This window comes from Streptomyces sp. NBC_00287 (assembly GCF_036173105.1).
Lineage (GTDB): Bacteria > Actinomycetota > Actinomycetes > Streptomycetales > Streptomycetaceae > Streptomyces.
On record NZ_CP108053.1, the window covers coordinates 6,977,955 to 6,998,091 of the forward strand.

Below are 20,137 nucleotides of genomic sequence, written 5' to 3' on the forward strand. Positions count from 1 at the left end.
GGGTGGGACGAGAACGATGGCCTTTGGCATAGGCACCTCAAGACGGCGGGAAGCCGCGCGGCACCGCACCAGCCGATTGCTGGCGACGTCACTGGCATTGGCACTGGTAGCGCCCCTGGGGCTTGCACAAGTTGCCGAGGCCAAGGAGGAGCCGGGCGGTCTCGGGCGGCCCGATGTGCCCGAGTCCCGGGTGAGCAAGGTCAAGACGTACGACGGGCCAGGGGCGAAGAAGGCCCGGCAGAGGGTGGCCAAGGACAAGAAAGCCAACGCGGCACAGGCTGAGCAGGCCCGGGCCGATCAGAAGGCCGCCTGGCCCAAGAACGGTGAGGCGACGCTCAAGCTCACCGGCGGCAAGACGGCCAAGGCGGCGCCTGGTGGTGTGCCTGTCGCGGTGAACCCGTTGTCCCCGAACTCTGCCAGTTCCCCGAAGTCCAGAACCTCCGGGGACTCCGGTCAGGAGGCCGCAGCCAGTGGGGATGTGCGGATCACTGTCCTGGACCAGAAGGCAGCCCGCAAGGCGGGAATCACAGGAGTCCTGCTGACCGCCGAGGCGGACACAGCGGGCACCGCTGAGGTGAGCGTCGACTACAGCGCTTTCGCCTCGGCTGTGGGCGGTGACTGGTCGCAGCGGCTGCGCCTGGTACAACTGCCGGCCTGCGTGCTGACCACCCCGCAGAAGGCCGAGTGCCGCGAGCAGCAGCCGCTCACCTCGGGCAACGACACCACACGGCAGTCGGTTTCGGCGCAGGTCGATCTGTCCGAGGCGGCCGACGGTACATCCCCGCAGCTTGTGGGGTCGGAAACGGCTACCGCCTCATCGGCGACTGTCCTTGCGGTCACCGCCGCGGCCGCCGGTTCAGGTCAATCGCCGTCAGGAACCGGAGACTACTCGGCGACCCCGCTGTCGGCGTCCTCGGAGTGGCAGGCGGGAGGCAACTCGGGCTCCTTCACGTGGTCGTACGGCTTCACGATGCCTCCCGCCGCAGCGGGCCCCGCGCCCGGGCTGTCGCTCTCGTACGACTCGGGTAGTGTCGACGGACGCACCTCGACCACCAACAACCAGGGCACATCGATCGGTGAGGGCTTCTCCCTCACCGAGTCCTACATCGAGCGCAGCTACGGCTCCTGCGACGACGACGGCCACGCGGACGTCTTCGACCGCTGCTGGAAGTACGACAACGCGAGCCTGGTTCTGAACGGCAAGTCCACCCGCTTGGTCAGGGACGATGCCAGCGGCCAGTGGAAGCTGGCGGACGACGACGCCTCCCAGGTGACGCGCTCCACCGGCGCGGACAACGGCGACAACAACGGCGAGTACTGGACCGTCGTCTCCGGCGACGGCACCAAGTACGTGTTCGGCCTCAACAAACTCGACGGAGCGGACACCCAGCGCACCAACTCCACCTGGACCGTTCCGGTGTTCGGCGACGATGCCGACGAACCGGGCTACTCGGCCGGTGACACCTTCGGCGACCGGTCCGTGACCCAGGCGTGGCGCTGGAACCTCGACTACGTCGAGGACACCCATGGCAACGCGGCCACCTACTGGTACACGAAGGAATCGAACCACTACAAGAAGAACAAGGCGACCACCGCCGACGCCTCCTACATCCGCGGCGGATACCTCACCCGGATCGAGTACGGCCTGCGCAAGGGCGCCCTGTTCACCGACAAGGCCGACGCGAAGGTCACCCTCGGCCACGCCGAACGCTGTACGGCCTCGGACTGCTCCAGCCTGACCGAGGCCACGTCCGACAACTGGCCGGACGTCCCGTTCGACGCGATCTGCACCGACGGCGACACCGAGTGCAACGCGGCAGGCCCGTCGTTCTTCTCCCGCAAGCGTGTCACCAGCGTCAACACCTATTCGTACAACGCGACCAGTGACGCCTACGACCCGGTGGACTCCTGGGACCTGATCCAGCAGTACCTGGACGGCGGGGACATCGGCGACAGCTCCGACCAGACGCTGACACTGAAGTCGATCAAGCGCACCGGCAAGGCGGGCGACACGAGCATCGCGCTCAACCCGGTCTCGTTCACGTACCAGATGCGCCCCAACCGGGTCGATGCCACCGACGACATCCTGCCGTTGACCCGGCCCCGCATTTCCACCGTGACCACGGAGACGGGCGGGATCACCACGGTGACCCTGTCGTCGCCGGAATGCGTGCGCAGCCAGGTTCTGGGAGCGGCCGAGGACACCAACACCCGCTCCTGCTACCCGCAGTACTGGAACATCAACGGAGCCGAGGAAGCCTCGGTCGACTGGTTCCACAAGTACCGCGTGCTGGCCGTGGGCGTCGCCGACCCCACCGCGGGCAACGAGATGGTTGAGCACGCCTACGACTACAGCGGCGCGGCCTGGCACCACAGTGACGACCCCTTCACGCCGAAGGACGAGCGGACGTGGTCGGACTGGCGCGGCTACCGCAAGGTCACCGCCTTCACCGGCGCGACGAGCGTGACCCGGTCCAAGACGGTGTCCCTCTACATGCAGGGCATGCACGGCGACAAGAACAAGGACGGCACCACCAAAACCGTCACGGTGGACCCGCTGCTCGACACGGACGTGGACTTCACCTCCGCCACCGACAGCGACTACTTCAAGGGCGCGCTGCGCCAGCAGGTCACCTACAACGGCAGCCAACCAGTAAGCACCACCTTCAAGAACTACACCCACAAGAACATGGCCACCCAGACGGTCCCCGACGCGGCCGACCATGTTGCCCGGTGGGTTCGCGACACCGTCAGCTACAGCAGCACCTACCTCACGAGCACCGACACCTGGCGCACCCATGTCGCGACCAAGCGATACGACTCCCTCGGCATGGTGTACGCCTACGACGACTACGGCCAGAAAGGCCTGGGCAGCGACGAAACCTGCACCCTCACCTGGTACGCCCGCAACACTGACGTGGGGATCACCAGCCTGGTCTCCCGCACTCGCACGGTCGCCCGGGAGTGCTCGATCACGGACAGCAACCTGACCCTGCCCGCGAACTCCGACACACGCGGCGACGTCCTGTCCGACACAGCGATCGTCTACGACAGCGCCACAGCGACGAGCTGGTCATCAACGCAGAAGCCCACCAAGGGTGAAGCGACCTGGATCGGCCGGGCCACCGGCTACGCCGCCACCGCCGACCTGAACGGCGACCGGCTTCCGTCGGGCTGGCAGACGACCGCGAAGACGAAGTACGACACGCTCGGCCGTCCGCTGAGCGTCACCAACACCGAGGGAGACACGTCTTCCACGGAGTACACGCCGACCGACGCGGGCCCGCTGACCAAGACCATCACCACCGACCCCAAGCTGTACAAGGCGGTCAGCTTCCTCGACCCGCGCCGCGGTCTTACGCTGCGCAGCTACGACATCAATCTGAAGAAGACCGAGCTGAACTACGACGCGCTCGGCCGGCTGACCGAAGTGTGGCTGCCCAACCGAATCCGTGGCAGCCAGGCCCCGAACAGCAAGTTCGCCTATCACCTGGACAACACAAAGCCGTCCTGGGTGTCGACCTCCGCCTTGAAGAGGGACGGCGACACCTACAACACCAGCTACGCGCTGTTCGACTCCCTGCTGCGTCCGCTGCAGACCCAGTCGCCGACGCCGCAGGGCGGGCGCCTGCTGACCGATACCCGCTACGACACCCGTGGCCATGCCTACGAGACGTACGCGGACATCTTCGACACAACCACCACGCCCAACGGCACCTACACACGGGCCGAGTACGGCGAAGCGCCGATGCAGAACGGGACGGTCTTCGACGGCGCGGGCCGGCCGACAACCAGCACACTGCACGTCTACGGAGTCAAGAAGTGGTCCACGACCACGAGTTACACGGGTGACTCCGTCGCGACGACGGCCCTGGAAGGCGGATCGGCACAGCGCACGATCACCGACATCCGCGGCCGGACGATGCAGACCCGCCAGTACGCGACCGAAAGCCCGGCCGACACGTCCTTCGGTACTGGCCCCGGGTCGTCGTACGCGACGACGAAGTTCACGTACGCCCTGGACGGTCAGCAGAAGTCGATCACGGGCCCGGACAATGCGCAGTGGACGTACACGTACGACCTGTTCGGACGCCAGGTCAGCGCCACCGACCCGGACAGCGGCACCACACTCACCGAGTACGACCAGCTCGACCGGCCCGTCCAGACCACGGACGCCCGCAACACGTCGATCGTCACCGGATACGACGAACTCGGCCGTGTCACCGGAACCTGGAAGAGTTCGAAGGCGGACGCCAACCAGCTCACCGGCTACACCTACGACACGATCCTGAAGGGTCTGCCCACCTCCTCCACCCGTTACGTGGGCGGCAAGACGGGCCAGGCATACACCCAGACCGTCACCGCGTACGACAGCCTTAACCGGGCCACCCACACGCAGCTGGAGCTGCCCGCCGACGATCCGTTCGTCAAGGCGGACCCGTCGTTGTCCACGCTGGCGTACGAGACGTACTTCAACATCGACGGAACCCAGCAGTACGACCGGCAGCCCGCGATGGGCGGTCTGCCGTCGGAGACCATCGGCTTCACATACGACGGCCTGGGAAATGTGGCCTCGATCGGCGGCTCGACCGGCTACTTGCGGGAGGTGTCGTACTCGGCGCTCTCCCAGCCGCAACTGCTGACGCTGGGGACGGGCGGCACGGGCGCCAAGGACATCTACGTCTCCAACCGCTTCGAGGAGGGCACCGGCCGCCTGCTCCGCAGTCATGTGACGGACCAGAGCCACCCGTACATGCTGCAGGACCTGAACTACCGCTACGACCAGTCCGGAAACGTCACCGCGATCACCGATCCGACCACGCTGGGCGGCTCCAGCAGCGCGGAGACACAGTGCTTCGCCTACGACGGCTACCAGCGCCTGATCGAGGCGTGGACCCCGTCCTCGCAGGACTGCTCCGCCACGCGCAGCGCATCCGCCCTGTCGGGCCCGGCCCCGTACTGGACCAGCTACACCTACAACGACGCCGGCCAGCGCCTGACCGAGACTCAGCACGGGGTCGGGGTCCGCGCGGGCCAGGACACCGAGCGCGCCTACACCTACCCCCCGGCGGGCGAGGGCCAGCCGCACACCCTGAGCTCCGTGAGCACCACGGGTGACGGCACTCGGACACAGTCCTTCTCCTACGACGACGCGGGCAACACCGAGCGGCGCACCACGGCGGTGTCCCATCAGTACCTGCGGGCGGGCTGGAAGCTCACCGCAGGCCAGGAGGTGCGCAGCCAGCGCGCCCGGATGGTCATGGAGAATGACGGTGACCTGGTCATCTATGACCGTGACACCGGCAAACTGCGCTGGCACACCAACACCGGGGGCAACCCCGGCGCGTGGGCGACCATGCAGGACGACGGCAACTTCGTCGTCTACAGCGCCACTGGGACCTCACTGTGGTCCACGAACACCGCGGTCGGCGCCGGCTCGGGTCACTTCGCCACCCTCCAGGACGGCGGCAGCTTCGCCGTCTACGACGCCACCTGGAAGCTGAAGTGGACCGCCGGCTCCTGGATCGGCACGGCACCAGTTTCCTCCGGCACGCATGCCCACACCTGGGACGACGAGGGCCACCTCGCCACCAGCACCGCACCTAACAACATCGTCACCTCCTACCTCTACGACACATCCGGCAACCTGCTGATCCGCGCCACGGAGAACGGCGAACGCGTCCTGTACGCGGGCGCCACCGAACTCCACCTCCGAGCAGACGGCACGACCTGGGCCCAGCGCTACTACGCCGCGGGCGGCGTGACGGCGGCACTCCGCTCGAACGAATCGGGTACCAACACTCTCACGTACCTCACGGGCGACCACCACGGCACCAGCACCCTTGCCATCACCCCGAACACCACCCAGACCTTCACCAGACGACACCTCACCCCGTTCGGCGCCGACCGCGGCGCCCCCGACGGCGACACCACCACCTGGCCCGACGACAAGGGCTTCCTCGGCAAAACCCGAGACACCACCACAGGCCTGACTCACATTGGCGCCCGCGAATACGACCCCACCCTCGGCCAGTTCATCAGCGTCGACCCCCTGTTGGAAACCGACAAACCCCAAACCCTCAACGGCTACAGCTACGCCGCCCAGAACCCGCTGACTTTCTCCGACCCCACCGGAATGGGCCTCGCCTGCGGTGGCAACGGCGACAGCGCACCCTGTCCGACCCGCCCCGACGGATCCGAGGGCAACGGACGCCCCAACGAAGCCGTCGATTACACCAAGCCGAAAACGCCTCACCCCTGCAACAGCAACTGCGGCACGGCCGATACGAGCAACGCAGACCCTACCCCGGCTCCTAGCCCAGGACCCGATCCAGTTCCCGGCCCATACAACCAGCAGGTAAACGATCCCCCTTTCGACGCGTTCAAATGGCTTTTCGATCAGCTCCTTCCTGATGACGACCCCCACCTCATGTGTAATGAGGACGGATCATTCTGCGGATATGTCGAGCTTCAGGAAAATGCCGTCCCGTGGGCACCGGGTCCTGGCTGGCTGCGCCCACTGAGCATAGGGAAAGGCGTCGCAGGACTTAAAGAATTCGCCGCTCGGGCGTTGCCGGAATTCATTAAAAACAAAACGCCGACAGTCGGGGTCGGTACCCACCCTTCAGGCCACATAATCAGAATCATCAGCGGTAATAAGAAGGCGGATGCTGCATTGATAGGCATCGTTAACGATCGACTTCGGAAGGCGGGGGCTCTCGGGACTGCAAATTCAGCTCGCGCAGCCGATGCAGAGCAGAAAATGGCCGCTGTCATGATCCGCGATGGTGTAGAAAAGGCGGACATCTTCATTAACAATCCAGCCGGGCCGTGCTCCCAGCCTCTGGGGTGCCACAAGGTGCTTCCCATGATCCTGGGCGAGAGGCAGCTCACTGTACACTGGCCCGACGGAATGGGCGGCTGGAAAAGTAACACGTATGGAGGTGCAGGGTGACGGATCGTAAGGTGCAGGCGTACTATCGGAACGAGCACGGAGATGACCCGATTCTGCTTCAGAGCCCGAGCGATGTTGACGCTCTAATCGACGACCTCCTTCTCATTGATCCGTCGAGGAACTTGGCAGCATTGCACAGTATGGAACGGCCACTCATGCCTGCAGGGGTTCCCGACCATGAGTTGCTGGTTGGGGTAGACGGAGAAGCGCAGGTCGGTGTCCTAGCCTTTATGGACGACGGAAACTGGGTCTCGTTTGACCCTTCGACGAGCCGGGGAGAAGTCTCCTACTTCATCATGGGTAATATTACGGAGTTTCCGAGTCACTCTGAAATCCCCCTCCCATTTGTGCGGCAAGCTGTGAAGGAGTTCTTGTCCTCAGGCGGGCAGCGTCCAACGTGTACCCAATGGCAAGAGCCAGAATTCTGGTGAGCTAATCCATTCTTGTTCCGCAGCGCGGTTTCTTAAGGGCGCTCCTCGTCGGGTTGACGGGAACCTTTAGCGCTGTCCCGTAAATGATCGACGAGGTGTTCGTTGGCCAGCCTGTTCTTCGTCACCCGGCGAGGATGAGGTTGTGGAGGCGGGCGATGCCGAGCATGGCGTGGTGGACGCCGTCGCCTTTGAGGCGGCAGCCGCGGAGGATCTTCCAGGTCTTCATCCGGGCGAAGGTGTGCTCGACGCGGGCGCGGACTTTGCGGTGGGAGTCTCAATGATGAAGTCAAGCCGCCTGTATGACTGGTGGTGCGGAGGTGAAGATCCGTCCGTCACGCAGCAGGGCCCACAGCACACTCGTTCGGCGACGGGCCAGCGCATTGACGGCTTGGACGTGCTTGCAGCCCTCGGCGCGCTTCTTGAGATAGAAGTCCCGGTTCGGTCCCTCACGGATGATGCTGGTCTGCGCGGACATGTAGAACACTCTGCGCAGGCGGCGGCTGTAGCGTTTGGGGCGGTGAAGGTTACCGGTCCGGCGGCCGGAGTCGCGCGGGACGGGCACCAGCCCGGCCGCCGAGGCCAGATGACCGGCGTCTGCATAAGCGGCCAGGTTGCCGGCGGCCACGACGAACTCTGCCCCGAGTATCGGCCCCATTCCGGGCAAGGACTCGATGATCTCCGCCTGCGGATGGCTGCGGAAGGTATCGCGGATCTGCTTGTCGATGCGATTGAGCCAATCGTCTAGGGCCAGGATTTGTGCGGCCAGGTCGGTGACGTTCTGCGCGGCGACGTCCTCGCCGGGCAGCGCGGTCTGCTGGGCCTGCGCGGCCTCCAGTGCGGTGGCCGCGACACCGTTGGCGCCCCGGACGCCGCGGTTGGCCAGCCATGCCGTGAGCCGGGCCCGGCCGCGGCGGCGGATGGCTGCAGGTGTCTGATATCCGGTCAGCAGGACCAGCGCGCCCTTGTGAGCCGAGTAGTCGAAGGCCCGTTCCAGGGCGGGGAAGACACCGGTGAGCACGTCGCGGAGCCGGTTGATCATCCGCACCCGGTCGGCCACGAGGTCGGAGCGGTGAGCTGTCAGCAGAGCGAGGTCGGCGGCCAGCTGGGCGGACACATTGATGGCGGCGAAGTCCTGTCGGTGGCGGGCGGTTTCGGCGATGACGTAGGCGTCGCGCGCGTCGGTCTTCGCCTCGCCCCGGTAGGCGGCCGACATGCGGTTGACGGTGCGGCCGGGCACGTAGACGGCCCGCTGGCCGTGCGCCGCGAGCAGGGCCAGCAGCAGCGCTGACGGGGTTCCGGATATGTCCACTGCCCAGTGGACCTCGTCCGCCAGGTCCAGGATCTCGCCGAGCGCGGTCAAGATCGCCGACTCGTCATTGTCGATCTTCTTCGACCACAGGGTCGCGCCTGTCTCATCGACCACGGCCGCCCAGTGGTGGCCCTTCTCGGCGTCGATGCCAGTCCAGACCTGGGTCCGTCGCTTGCTCACTCGCCCCTCCTCGTTCCGCACAGCAGTGCCGTTGGCCCGAGGAACACCCCGCTGTCATCTCCGTAATCAGCGACCGAAACGCACATCTCAATCAGCAGCCAGGGCGCCCCGGAGAGCTGGGCGGCCACTCCCACCGAGCCACGTCCGACAAGGCGTTGTCAGCCACACCCGGCTCTCCCGGGCCACCCAACAACTTACGGAGGTGTTGTGTTCCTCTTTCCAATCGGGGAGTTCGCTCTGGCCGGGTTCGCGGCGGTGCGGGATGACCAGGCCGGTGCCGCGGTAGCCGCCGTCCGCGATGACGGTGGTGTGGCCGACGGCGGCCTTGGCGGCGGACAGCTCCCATGCCTTGCAGTCGTTGCGGTTGCCGGGCAACGGGCGGCTGACGGCGACGACGAGCCGGGTGTCGGCGTCGATGACGACCTGATGGTTGGTGGAGTACCGGTAGTTCTTGGACTGCTCGGCGACGGTGTGTTCGCGGGTGGGGACCAGGGTGCCGTCCACGAGGAGGACGGCGTCATGGCGGAACCGCTTGCGCTGCTGGAGGGTGAGCGCGGGTCCGGGGTGGTCGATGATGCGGTCGGCCGCGGACTTGGACACCCCGAACAGCGGTGCCAGTTGGCGCAGTGTGAGGTTCGTTCGCCAGTATGCGGCGACCAGCAGCACGCGGTCCCCCGGCGGCAGGCTCCACGGCCGGCCCTTGCGCACCGGGTCTTCACCCTCGCGCGCCGCAACGCGGTGATCAGCTTGCCGAACTGACACGGGCTCAGCCCGGTGAACGGGCTTATCCAGGACGGCTCCGACGCCTGGAGCTGCCCGCCGACGATCCGTTCGTCCTCAGCCGCCGTCGGGTGGGCCCGGCTGAGTGCGACGTTCAGGAGGCGGCAGGTCGGCGAGGACAGTCCCGTTCCGCTGGAGAAGAAGCCGGGATCGTTGCCGGGAGTAGCCGAGTTAACCGCCGTGCCGATCGGAGTGGTTTGAGGCGGCATCTGAGGGATGCGGGGCCTGAGCTGGCAGGCTCCGGCGTATCGGTCTTGGCGAGAGATTCGTGGTGGTCTGACCAGTTGGAGCTGGTGCGGCCGGTAGGTGAGGAGTTCGTCTGTATCTGCGGAGGCTGAGTTCGGGCAATTGGCAGGCTACGGTCCGGGACCGTGAGGGCAGACGCTCTTCTGCGACGTTCCCGCTCAAGGCGCAGGCCCGTTCCTGGGGTGTCGAGCAAGAGGCGAGTCTGTGCATCCGGGATCCTCGGGATCCGAGGGGAAGCGCGGTCAGGTTCCGTGACTGGCACGCACGCTGGTGGAACGCGAGGGTGGTCGCCCCGCGCACGCTACGGGGCGATGAGTCCGTCATGAGGAATCATGTCCTGCCCTACTGGGCGGACTGGAAGTTGAGGGACATCCAGCGCATCGACGTACAGGCGTGGATTCGTCTGCTCACTGACAAGGGGATAGGGCCGTCCGTTGTCAGACGGTCTTACCACCTGACATCGTCGTTGCTGAGCGCGGCAGTCGATGACGGCCTCCTTGTGGCCAGTCCATGCCGGCACATTGCGCTGCCGCGCCTTCCGGACCGCCCGCCGCAATGGTTCACGCCCAGCGAGGCACAGAGCGTGCTGTGCTCGCTACCGTCGGCCTGGCGCACCATGTGTTTGCTGGGCTTCTACACCGGACTGCGTTGGGGCGAGCTCACCGGGCTCCGCTGCCGCAGTATCGACCGTGATCGATCCCGCTTGCTTGTCGTTGACGTCAACACTGGCAGGGGCATCGAGCCGTACCCGAAGACGACGAACAGCCGGCGCGAAGTCCCGCTCCCACCTGGCGTCCTCAACGCCCTCGAGCGCCACTCGCGCGGACTCGCCTCCGATGATCTGGTTTTCACCACAATCACCAAGGGCCGGGCCGGGCGACCGTTGAACGACGGGAACTGGCGCCGGTACACCTGGTGGCCGGCCCTGGACAGCGCCTACTACCTTGACGGCCTCGGTGAGCAGCGGCGCGTCCCGCACTACTCGCCGCACACCATGCGCCATACATGCGCCTCCTGGCTCGTCCAGATAGGGGTCTCTCTGTACGAGGTCCAGCATTTGCTCGGACACGCGAACTACCAGACGACCGAGCGCTATGCGCATCTCCAGCCCGGAGCCCATGCAACGGTAATTGATGCGTGGGAAGGCATGGGCGCTCGACTGAGCCTCGTCGCGTAGTCCGCCGGAAAGGCGCTGAGCAACTGGACGGGCGACGGGGGAGAGGCGGCTGTGGCTTCCTCGGTTCGTTGTATGTCGAGCGTCCTCGGGCCGTCGAGGCTGTCCCAGGTGCGCCTTGGCAGTCTGATCGGCACACCCGCGAGAGGCGGCGCTCCGGGTGGCGGTCTTGCTGGTGCGAACAATGACGGCGGCGGCCGCGAATCTGGTGAACTAATCCTGGTCGCCTACGAGGCATGGGTGCGCTGGGGCGGTTGCCGTGCTCACTTGGGAGGGCTGCCGCCAGGCACCCTTCGCTACGCTCGGTACGCAAGTGGGCGTCATTTGTGATGGCGCGTCCCTTGTGCTTGTTGCCTCTGCCTACCCAGGCCGACGGGTGAAGTCCGTCGCCGGGCCGGCCTGAGGCCGTGGCCGGACGTAATCGCATGACGCTCGTTTGACGCTCAAAGGGGGTTTTGGGGAGGTGGATGGGCTCGAAAGTGCCATCTGACCTGGGATTTTAAGATGATCGGATTTTCCGACCTGTTCCCGATGACCCATCATGTGGAGTGCGTGGCGATTCTGGAGCCCGTGAAGTAACGGGCGAACCAGGCGAGCATCTCCGGGTGGGTGACTGATCCTTCGCTGCTGACGTCGGTGGCGGGGGACCCCTGCAGGATGCGTTTGACGGGCACTTCGAGCTTCTTGCCGGTGAGCGTGCGTGGGACGGCGGGGACCGGCACGATCACATCGGGCACGTGGCGCGGGGACAAGCGGTGCTTGATGGCCAGGGTGATCCGCTCGCGCAGTCCGTCGTCGAGGGCGATGCCGTCGGTGGTCACCACGAAGAGCGGCATGAAGTAGCCGCCGTCCGGCTGTTCCACGCCGACGACGAGGCTGTCGGCCACTTCGGGTAGCTGTTCGACGACGTTGTAGATGTCGGCGGAACCCATCCGGACGCCCATGCGGTTGAGCGTGGAGTCGGAGCGGCCGGCCACGACGACCGAGAGGTCTTCGTCCACGATGATCCAGTCGCCGTGCCGCCAGACCCCGGGATAGGTGTCGAAGTAGCTTGCACGGTAGCGGGAGCCGTCCGGGTCGCCGACGAAACGGAGGGGCATGGACGGCAGCGGTGCTGTCACCACCAACTCGCCCTGTTCGCCGGTGAGCGGGTGCCCGTCGGCATCCCAGGATCCGAGCGCGACACCGAGTGCGGGGCACTGGATACGGCCGACGCGTACGGGCAGCAGGGGAGTCCCGCCCGCGAGGACCGAGCAGATGTCCGTACCGCCGCAGATGGACTGGAGCCAGACACCGGGAGCGAGCCGTTCGTGGACCCATCGCCAGGTGCTGGACGGCAGGGACGATCCGGTCTGGAGGATGGAACGCAGGCGCGCAAGACCGAACTCGGCCGCTGGATGCGTGTCGGACTTCTCCACGGCGGCGAGGTAGGCCGCGCCCACGCCGACCATGGTGGCGCCGGTCTGTTCGGCGATCCGCCAGGCGCCGTTGACGTCGGGAAACGTGGGGCTGCCGTCGTACAGGACGATCGTGCTGCCGTGCAGCAGGCCGCCGATGAGGAAGTTCCAGACCATCCAGCTCGTGGACGTGAGGAAGAGGTAGCGGTCGTGGGGGCGCAAGTCCGCGCCCAGGCCGAGTGCCTTGAGCAGTTCGACCACGATGCCACCGTGGCCCTGAACGATTCCCTTCGGTATCCCGGTGGTCCCCGATGACCACAGGATCCACAACGGGTGGTCGAAGGGCACGTCCGCGAATTCCAGGGGTGACGTGGCGGACGGTAGCGCGGACCAGGCGTGCTGTTCGATCCCGGACCGCGCCGACCACGGTTCGGTCGGGGGCGTGAACAGGTTGTCGACCGCGATGATGTGACGGAGGGTGGGGAGTCCGTCCGCCAGCTCGGTGACCGCCGGGCGCTTGTCGTACGTCTTGCCGCCGTAGCGGTATCCGTCCGCGGCCACGAGGACGGTCGGCCGCGCCTGTTGGAGCCGGGCGAGCACGCTGGGCGTGCCGAAGTCCGGGGAGCACACCGTCCATACGGCGCCGACGGTGGCGGTGGCCAGCAGGGCGACGACGGTCTGCGGGAGGTTGGGAAGGTATCCGGCCACGCAGTCGCCGGGCCCCACGCCCATGCGGCGCAGCGCCGCGGCGACGTCCGTGACCTGGCGGCGCAGCTCCTGCCACGAGGTCTCCACCGGTGTGCCGCCCTCGGCCACGCCGACCAGCGCCGGGCGGTCGTCCGCGGCCTGGGCGAGGCAGCGCTCGGCGAAGTTCAGCCGGGCGCCGGGAAACCAGACGGCGCCCGGCATCGACGCGTCGCCCAGTACCTCGTCGTACCGGGTGACCGCGTCCAGCCCGTAGAACTCCCAGACCGCCGACCAGAAGCCGGGCAGGTCGGTGGAGCTCCACCGCCACAGGGCGGCGTAGTCGGAGAAGTGCAGCCCCCGCACCTCGCTCAGCCATTCCATGAGGCACGCGACGTTGGAGTCCTCCAACTCGCGCGGACCGGGAGACCACAGCAGGTCGGTGTCGGTGTCGATGGCGGTGTTCATCGCTGCCTTTCGCGGGGGCTGCACGGGGGATCAGCTCTGTTCGAGCTCGCGGAGCAGTTCTTCGGCTTTCGGCCACGGGCCGTAACCGGAGGCGGGGTTGAGATGGCCGACCGCGCCGAGTTCCACGAGGCGGCTGCCCCAGTTCCGGGCCAGCTCGGTGACGCGCTCGACGGTGCCCAGGGGATCGTTCGAGCTGGCCGCGACGGTGCTGGGGAAGGGCAGCGGCGAGCGGGGCACCGGTGTCCAGCCGTTCTCGTCGAGCACCTCGGGGGTGGGGTAGCCCTCCGGAAGCGGCGTCTCGAAGTCCGGCGGGGTCACCAGCAGCGCCCCCTGCACCTGGGCCTCGTGCCACTGGGACCAGTGGACGGTGATGAGCACGCCGGCGCTGTGGGCGACCAGCACGACCGGCCCGTCGATCTCCGAGATCACCTTGTCCAGTGCGGCGACGCGAGCCTCGCGGCTGAGCTGGTCCCGCGTCAGCGGGGGAACGGTGCGGACCGTGCGCCCGGCCTCGGCGAGCCGGGCCGCCAGCAGGGTCTGCCAGTGTTCCTCGACGTGATCGCGCAGGCCGGGGACGATCACGACCACCGGCTCGGTGGTACGGCTCATGAGGACACCTCCGGTTCCTTCGGCTCCGCCACCGGGGCGGCGCCGGTCAGCCGGAGCAGGTCGCGGTCGTAGTGGCGGCGGCCGATCAGGAAGGCCACGGTGGCCGCGATCGCCACGAGCGGGACGAGCTGGAGCGCGCCGAGCAGACCGAACCGGTCCGCGAGCGCGCCGGTGACCGCGGGGCCGGGGGCCAGTCCGAGCAGGCTCTGGGCCAGGGTGAGCGTGGCGAACGCCGTCGCGGCGATGGCCGCGGGCGTCAGATTCGCCACCATGGCGGCCCCCGGCCCGGCCGTCCCGGCGCACAGCAGGGCGCCGAGCGCCAGCACCAGCAACTGCACCTGGCCGGCCGGCAGGCGGAACGCGGTCATCAGCAGGACGAGGGAGCCCACGCTGCAGGCGATGGCGACGGCCCACTTGCGGACCGGGGCATGTCGGCTGATCCGGTCCGAGGCGATTCCGCCGGCGATCATGCCGATGCCGATCACCAGGGCGAAGAGCCCCGCGGTCGCGCCTGCCTTCGCGGTGGGCATGTCGTAGTAGCGGTTGAAGTAGCTGGGCAGCCAGGCGATCAGGGCGCCCGCGATGAACAGTTGCAGACCGCTGCCGATGTAGGCGCTGACGACCGAGACGGAGGAGAACAGCCGGGGGAGGAGCACGCGCAGACGGTCGCGCCCGTCGGTGCCGGTCGCTTCCTCGGCCGGATCCTTGCGCGGAGTCAGCCGCTTCTCCGTGACCACGACTGCGTAGACGGCCGCGAGCACCAGGCCGAAGACGCCCATCACACCGAACGCCCAGCGCCAGCCGTACGCCTGGGCCACGGCGCCGCCGATGGATATACCCAGGACCGAGCCGAAGGCCCCGCCCGCGATGAAGGCCCCCGAGAGCGACGCCCGCAGGGCGCGCGGGAAGACGCTGAGGACCACGGCGATGCCGACGCTGCCGTACGCGGCCTCACCTATGCCTACGAAGAGGCGGCCGACGAACATCTGGCCGTAGCTCGCCGCCACCGCGCAGCCGAGTGTCGCCAGGCTCCACATCGTCGCCGCGAGGACCAGGGATTTCACCCTGCCCCATCGGTCTGCGAGCAGCGAGAGGGGGAAGGTGAGCAGACCGACCATCAGTGCCACGATGCCGCTGAGGGAGCCCAGTTGGGCGTCCGAGAGCAGCCAGTCGGCCTTCAGCATCGGGAAGACGGCGTTGAGGACCTGCCGGGACATGTAGTCCGAGAGCAGGAGCCCGAAACTCAGTGCAAAGACCACCCAGGCGTAGCGCCGGGACACGGGCCACTGGGAGGGACCGGAGCCGGTTCTCTCGGGGGCGGGTGCCGCAGTGGTGAGAAACCCCATTGTCATCACCTCAACTGCTTTGACGGAACGTGCTTTTGACGGAGAGTGCTTTCGACGGAAAGGGAAGGGTCAGAACGGTCTGTCGCCGACGATTCCGGCGCGCTCCATCCGGCGGACGGCGGGCCAGTAGTCCTGGACGGCGTAGTGCTGAGTGGAGCGGTTGTCCCAGATGGCGACGCTGTTCGGCGTCCAGCGCCAACGCACCTGGTACTCGGGGACCGCGGCCTGGCTGATCAGGTAGTTCAGCAGGAGGCCCGCGCCGGGGGCGTAGTCCTGCCCGAAGCGGACGTTGCCGGGCGTGTGGTAGTTGACGAAGTGCGTGGTGAAGGCGTTGACGAAGAGGATCTGTTCGCCGGTCTCGGGGTGGGTGCGCACCACCGGGTGCTCCGCGTCGGGGAACCGCGCCTTGAGCGCGTGACGCTTCTCCTGCGGCATGACGGCGCCGAAGGTGGCCTCGATGCTGTGCCGGGCCCGCAGGTCCTGGATCTGGGCCCTGATGTGCTCCGGCAGTCGGCGGTGGGCCTCGGCCATGTTGACCCAGATCGTGTCGCCGCCCACCGGGGGCGATTCGACGCAGCGCAGTACCGCGCCCATGGGTGGGTTCTCGCGCCAGGTGGCGTCGGTGTGGAGCGCGTTCTCGTAGTGCTCGGCCGGGCTGTCCAGGTCCTTGTAGATCCGCACCAGGCCGGGATGGTCGGGGTCACTGCCCGCCACCGGGTGGTCCTCCAGCGGGCCGAAGCGCTCGGCGAAGGCGACGTGCTCGGCGCGCGTGATGTCCTGGTCGCGCAGGAACAGCACCTTGTACCGCAGGAGCAGGGACTTGATCTCGGCGAACAGTTCGTCGTCGCGTGAGGCGTCGGCGAGGTTCACCCCGGTGAGTTCGGCGCCGATGGTGCAGGTCAGCGGTTCGACCCTGATCGAGCCGTGGGAGTGCGGGCGGACGAGCGCCGGCGCTTCCCGCACCGGAACGGCGGTCTTTTCCATGGGTCTTCCTCCAGGAGAGGGGCGTGGTGCTCAGAGGGCGAAGACGGACGATCCCGTGGTGCGTCCCGCCTCCAGCTCGCGGTGCGCCTGTACGGCGTCCTCGAGCGCGTAGCGCTGGTTGATCTCGATGGCGATGCGGCCGGAGGCGACGTGGTCGAACAGCTCGCCCGCCAGTTCCGCCCGCTCCGCCGGGTCGGCGATGTAGTCGGCGAGTGCCGGCCGGGTGACGAACAGGGAGCCGCTGACGGCCAGTTGCATGGCGTCGATGGGCGGAACGGGCCCGGAAGCCGTACCGAAGCAGACGAGCAGACCGCGGCGCCGGAGCGAGGCGAGCGAGGCGGCGTAGGTGGTCTGGCCCACGCTGTCGAAGGCGACCGGGACCCCGGCGCCGTCGGTCAGTTCGCGCACCCGCTCGGCCACGTTCTCGCGCCGGTAGTGGATGACGTGGTCGCAGCCGTGGGCGCGGGCCAGCTCGGCCTTCTCCTCGGTGGAGACGGTGCCGATGACGGTGAGCCCGAGCAGCTTGGCCCACTGGCAGACGATGAGGCCGACGCCGCCCGCCGCCGCGGTCAGCAGGATCGTGTCGCCGGCTTTCAGCGGGTGGATCCTGCGCAGCAGGTATGCGGAGGTGAGGCCGCGCATGGTCATCGCGGCGGCGGTCTCGAAGCCGATGCCGTCCGGCAGCCGGATCAGGGAGTCGGCGGGCATGACCCGTTCCGTGCTGTAGGCGCCGAGCGGGCTTCCGGTGTACGTGACCCGGTCGCCCTCGGTGATGTGGGTGACACCCTCGCCCACCGTCTCGACCACACCCGCGGCCTCGACGCCCAGTCCGGCGGGCAGCGGTGCGGGATACAGGCCGCTACGGAAGTAGGTGTCGGCGAAGTTGAGTCCGACGGCTTCGTGCCGGATCCGTACCTCGCCGGGGCCGGGGTCGCCGACGACGACCTCTTCCCAGCGCAGGACGTCGGGACCGCCGGTCTCCTTGAAGCGAATGGCGTGGGCCACGGGCGTACTCCGTTGTTCATGGGACGTGAGAAGGGGCCGCCGGTGCCGGGGGAGTGGCCCCGGCGGCCCGTGCGTGCGCGCGGACGCGCGGCGGTGCGGTGGTTCCGTCCCGCGGTCAGGCGTCGCGCAGCATGAAGCCGCGCTGACCGGGCCGCCGGTTCGGCACCATGCCCAGGCGGGCCAGGGTCTCGTCGGCGCCGGCGTAGTACTCGCCGAGCTGGTAGATCTTCTTGGCCTCGGCGCCGGTCGCGATGTCGCGGCCGAGCGCCTCGGAGATCTGCACCATCTGCTCGACCTGCTCGACGGTGGTCATGCGCTCGCCCTTGCGGCGCCACAGGTTGTCCTCGTTGCCCACGCGCACGTGCACGCCGAGCGCGATGCCGATCGCGTTCATCGGCGCGACGGCGCGCATGGAGCTCTCGATCGTGAGGACGGCGCCGTCCGGGGTGCGGCGCACGAACTCGATCAGGTCGGCGGGGTGACGGCCGGAGAAACCGCCGCCGATGGCCACGTAGTTGAGGATCAGCGGGCCGGTGTGGATGCCGGCCCGGATGAGCCGCTCCACCGTTTCGAGCTGGGCCAGCGTGGCGAGCTGGAAGTGCGGCTGGATGCCGTTCGCGTGCAGGCGCTTGAGGTGCTCCAGGTAGAAATCGGGGCCCGCCTCGACGACCATGTCGCGGTACGCCTTGTAGTACTCGGGCTTCGCGATCGAGGTGCCCTCGAGGTCGTCGTCGGTCATGATCTCGACGATGTTCATCTGGCTGGTGTTGATCGCGATCGTCACCTGGTCCGGCGCGGGGGTGAGGTCGGCCAGCAGGTGGCGGGTGTCGTAGCTCAGCCACTTCGCCTCGCTGCCCTCGTCCTCCGGGGCGAACGAGATCGAGCCGCCGATCTGCAGGACCATGTCCGGTACGGCCTCACGCAGCCGGCCCAACAGCTCGTTGAACATGGACATCCGCTTGGAGCCCTTGCCGTCGAGCTCCCGTACGTGGATGTGGAGCACGGTGGCGCCGGCGTTGTAGCAGTCGACGGCCGCCTGGACGTGCTCGTCCATCGTCAGGGGAAGGTCGTCGGCGTCCCCGGGCAGCCACTCCGGCCCGTAGGGAGCGGCCTGGATCACCAGCTTTTCCTGGTTCTCCGGGAAAAGTGAGTCGTCGTGGAAGTGCACGGTCCGTCTCCTTCGTGCGATCGATGCGGGTCACCGGTGACAGCGGGCGCAGGGCAGCCCGGATACGCTCGGCCGGTCCGGAGGGGGGCGTGCCCAGGGGAAAAACCCGCCCTCCTCCGGCGGCCGACCGCGTCTCTGCGGTGGTGCCAAGGTAGGGGCGGGCATCCGTGATCGCTTGACCTACAGAGACAGATAACTTGCCATTTGGGGACACGCCCCAGCGGTGTGATCAGTCCTGACCGGAGGACTGCCGCTCGCTCCTGCCCCTGCGCCACGCCCTCGGGCTGCACCCGAACTGTTCGCGGAACCAGCGCGAGAACGCGCTCAGCGACGAGAAGCCCAGCAGGTCGGAGATCTCCGTCAGCGAGCGCCGCGGGTTCGCGACGAACTGCTCCGCAAGCTGCATGCGGGTGGTGTTGAGGAGCGAGGAGAACGTCTCGCCGGAGGCGGCCAGATGGCGGTGGACGGTGCGCCGGTCCACGCCCAGGCTGCGCGCGACCTGCTCGATCGAGCAGCGCCCGCTGGGCAGCAGGACCTCGATCAGCTCCCGCACCCGGTCCGCGACGGTGGTGTCCCTGGGGACCGTGATCGCCTCGAAGTACTGGCGGGCGTACTCCCGCAGCAGCGGGTCCGCCATCGCGTTGGAGGCGTCGAGGTCGTCGGCGTAGAAAACGATGCCGTTGAACTCGCGGCCGAACTCCACCACGGGGCCGAACAGACGTCGGTGCGTCGCGGCGTCCGCCGGGGCAGGGTGCCTGAACCAGACGGAGATCGGCTGCCACCGGGGGTGCAGAAAGCCGCGCAGGATCCGGTGGAAGGCGGCGACGGCCAGCTCCGTGGCCTGCCGGGTCTCCATCGCCTCGCCGATCCGCAGGTCGACCTTCAACGTGGCCAGCCCGTGGCCCTCGGACAGCCGGGCGTGCAGAACCTCGTTGTACATGTGCTGATGTCGGATCAACAGACCCAGCGCGCTCCGCACGTCGGGTTCCTCGCGGACGACCAGACTGACGGGGCCGAGGTTGGAGAAGCGCCGGAACTCCGCCATCCGCACGCCGAAGTCCTCGTGCCCCGAGGCGGCCGCCGACAGCTCCAGCACCTGGACCGCGGCCGCGCCGGAGATCCACCGGTCCTGCACCGTGAGGGCGGCGGTGTCCAGGCCCACGTGCTTCATCAGCGCCTGCGGGTCGATGCCGAGCGAGCGGCACAGCTCGACATAGCCACTGAGGGCTGCGGTGCGGACCAGGGGCCTCATGGGCACGCTCCAGGACTGACCGGGCTTGTCCCGAAAAGAAAACTCTGCTGTCACGCGAGGACAAGCGAAGCGGGGATGGGCAACCTAGCATGGCGCCGTTCGCCGGCCCGGACCGCTCGTGGCGACCGCCCCGGGCCGGTGAACGCCTG

General features: G+C 67.7%; 11 protein-coding genes and 2 pseudogenes. 3 read left to right on the forward strand and 10 right to left on the reverse strand.

Annotated elements, in window-relative coordinates; translation table 11 throughout:
• Window positions 1-16: 16 nt before the first annotated feature.
• Window positions 17-6,955: an RHS repeat-associated core domain-containing protein gene (locus tag OHT76_RS31870; protein ID WP_328874291.1), complete on the forward strand. Its 6,939-nt coding sequence runs from the start codon at window positions 17-19 to the stop codon at window positions 6,953-6,955.
• Window positions 6,956-6,966: 11 nt separating this feature from the next.
• On the forward strand, window positions 6,967-7,386 hold the full coding sequence (locus OHT76_RS44190) for an Imm1 family immunity protein (RefSeq protein ID WP_443049937.1): 420 nt from the start codon (window positions 6,967-6,969) through the stop codon (window positions 7,384-7,386).
• 121 nt (window positions 7,387-7,507) lie between these two features.
• On the opposite strand, the pseudogene OHT76_RS31875 reads toward OHT76_RS44190, so the two are convergent.
• The 3 genes and pseudogenes from OHT76_RS31875 to OHT76_RS31885 all read right to left on the reverse strand — a co-directional run.
• Window positions 7,508-7,657, reverse strand: a pseudogene (locus tag OHT76_RS31875) (transposase); the annotation flags it as partial.
• Window positions 7,658-7,672: 15 nt separating this feature from the next.
• The gene (locus OHT76_RS31880) at window positions 7,673-8,875 is read right to left on the reverse strand and encodes an IS110 family transposase (protein ID WP_328874292.1); all 1,203 of its coding nucleotides are present in this window, start codon (window positions 8,873-8,875) and stop codon (window positions 7,673-7,675) included.
• Window positions 8,876-9,013: 138 nt separating this feature from the next.
• Window positions 9,014-9,702, reverse strand: a pseudogene (locus tag OHT76_RS31885) (transposase family protein); the annotation flags it as partial.
• A 407-nt stretch (window positions 9,703-10,109) separates the two neighbouring features.
• Between OHT76_RS31885 and OHT76_RS31890 the strand changes: the two are divergent.
• Window positions 10,110-11,078, forward strand: a complete 969-nt coding sequence (locus OHT76_RS31890; protein ID WP_328876672.1) for a tyrosine-type recombinase/integrase — start codon at window positions 10,110-10,112, stop codon at window positions 11,076-11,078.
• A gap of 536 nt (window positions 11,079-11,614) precedes the next feature.
• On the opposite strand, the gene OHT76_RS31895 is transcribed toward OHT76_RS31890, so the two are convergent.
• The 7 genes from OHT76_RS31895 to OHT76_RS31925 all read right to left on the reverse strand — a co-directional run bounded on the left by OHT76_RS31895 (window position 11,615) and on the right by OHT76_RS31925 (window position 19,988).
• Window positions 11,615-13,624, reverse strand: a complete 2,010-nt coding sequence (locus tag OHT76_RS31895; protein ID WP_328874293.1) for an acetoacetate--CoA ligase — start codon at window positions 13,622-13,624, stop codon at window positions 11,615-11,617.
• 30 nt (window positions 13,625-13,654) lie between these two features.
• Window positions 13,655-14,233 carry an RBBP9/YdeN family alpha/beta hydrolase gene (locus OHT76_RS31900; RefSeq protein ID WP_328874294.1) on the reverse strand — a complete coding sequence of 193 codons (579 nt, stop codon included), beginning with the start codon at window positions 14,231-14,233 and terminating at the stop codon, window positions 13,655-13,657.
• Window positions 14,230-15,579 (reverse strand): MFS transporter, encoded by a 1,350-nt coding sequence (locus OHT76_RS31905; RefSeq protein WP_328874295.1) that lies wholly within the window; start codon window positions 15,577-15,579, stop codon window positions 14,230-14,232. Before OHT76_RS31905 ends, OHT76_RS31900 begins: the two co-directional genes overlap by 4 nt.
• Window positions 15,580-15,648: 69 nt before the next feature.
• Window positions 15,649-16,563, reverse strand: coding sequence for a TauD/TfdA dioxygenase family protein (locus OHT76_RS31910; RefSeq protein ID WP_328874296.1), 915 nt, complete (start codon window positions 16,561-16,563; stop codon window positions 15,649-15,651).
• Window positions 16,564-16,593: 30 nt separating this feature from the next.
• Window positions 16,594-17,568, reverse strand: coding sequence for a quinone oxidoreductase family protein (locus OHT76_RS31915; RefSeq protein WP_328874297.1), 975 nt, complete (start codon window positions 17,566-17,568; stop codon window positions 16,594-16,596).
• 115 nt (window positions 17,569-17,683) lie between these two features.
• Window positions 17,684-18,736: a 3-keto-5-aminohexanoate cleavage protein gene (locus tag OHT76_RS31920; RefSeq protein WP_328874298.1), complete on the reverse strand. Its 1,053-nt coding sequence runs from the start codon at window positions 18,734-18,736 to the stop codon at window positions 17,684-17,686.
• Window positions 18,737-18,965: 229 nt separating this feature from the next.
• Complete coding sequence (locus OHT76_RS31925) at window positions 18,966-19,988, reverse strand: AraC family transcriptional regulator ligand-binding domain-containing protein (RefSeq protein ID WP_328874299.1); 1,023 nt, start codon at window positions 19,986-19,988, stop codon at window positions 18,966-18,968.
• Window positions 19,989-20,137 lie beyond the last annotated feature (149 nt).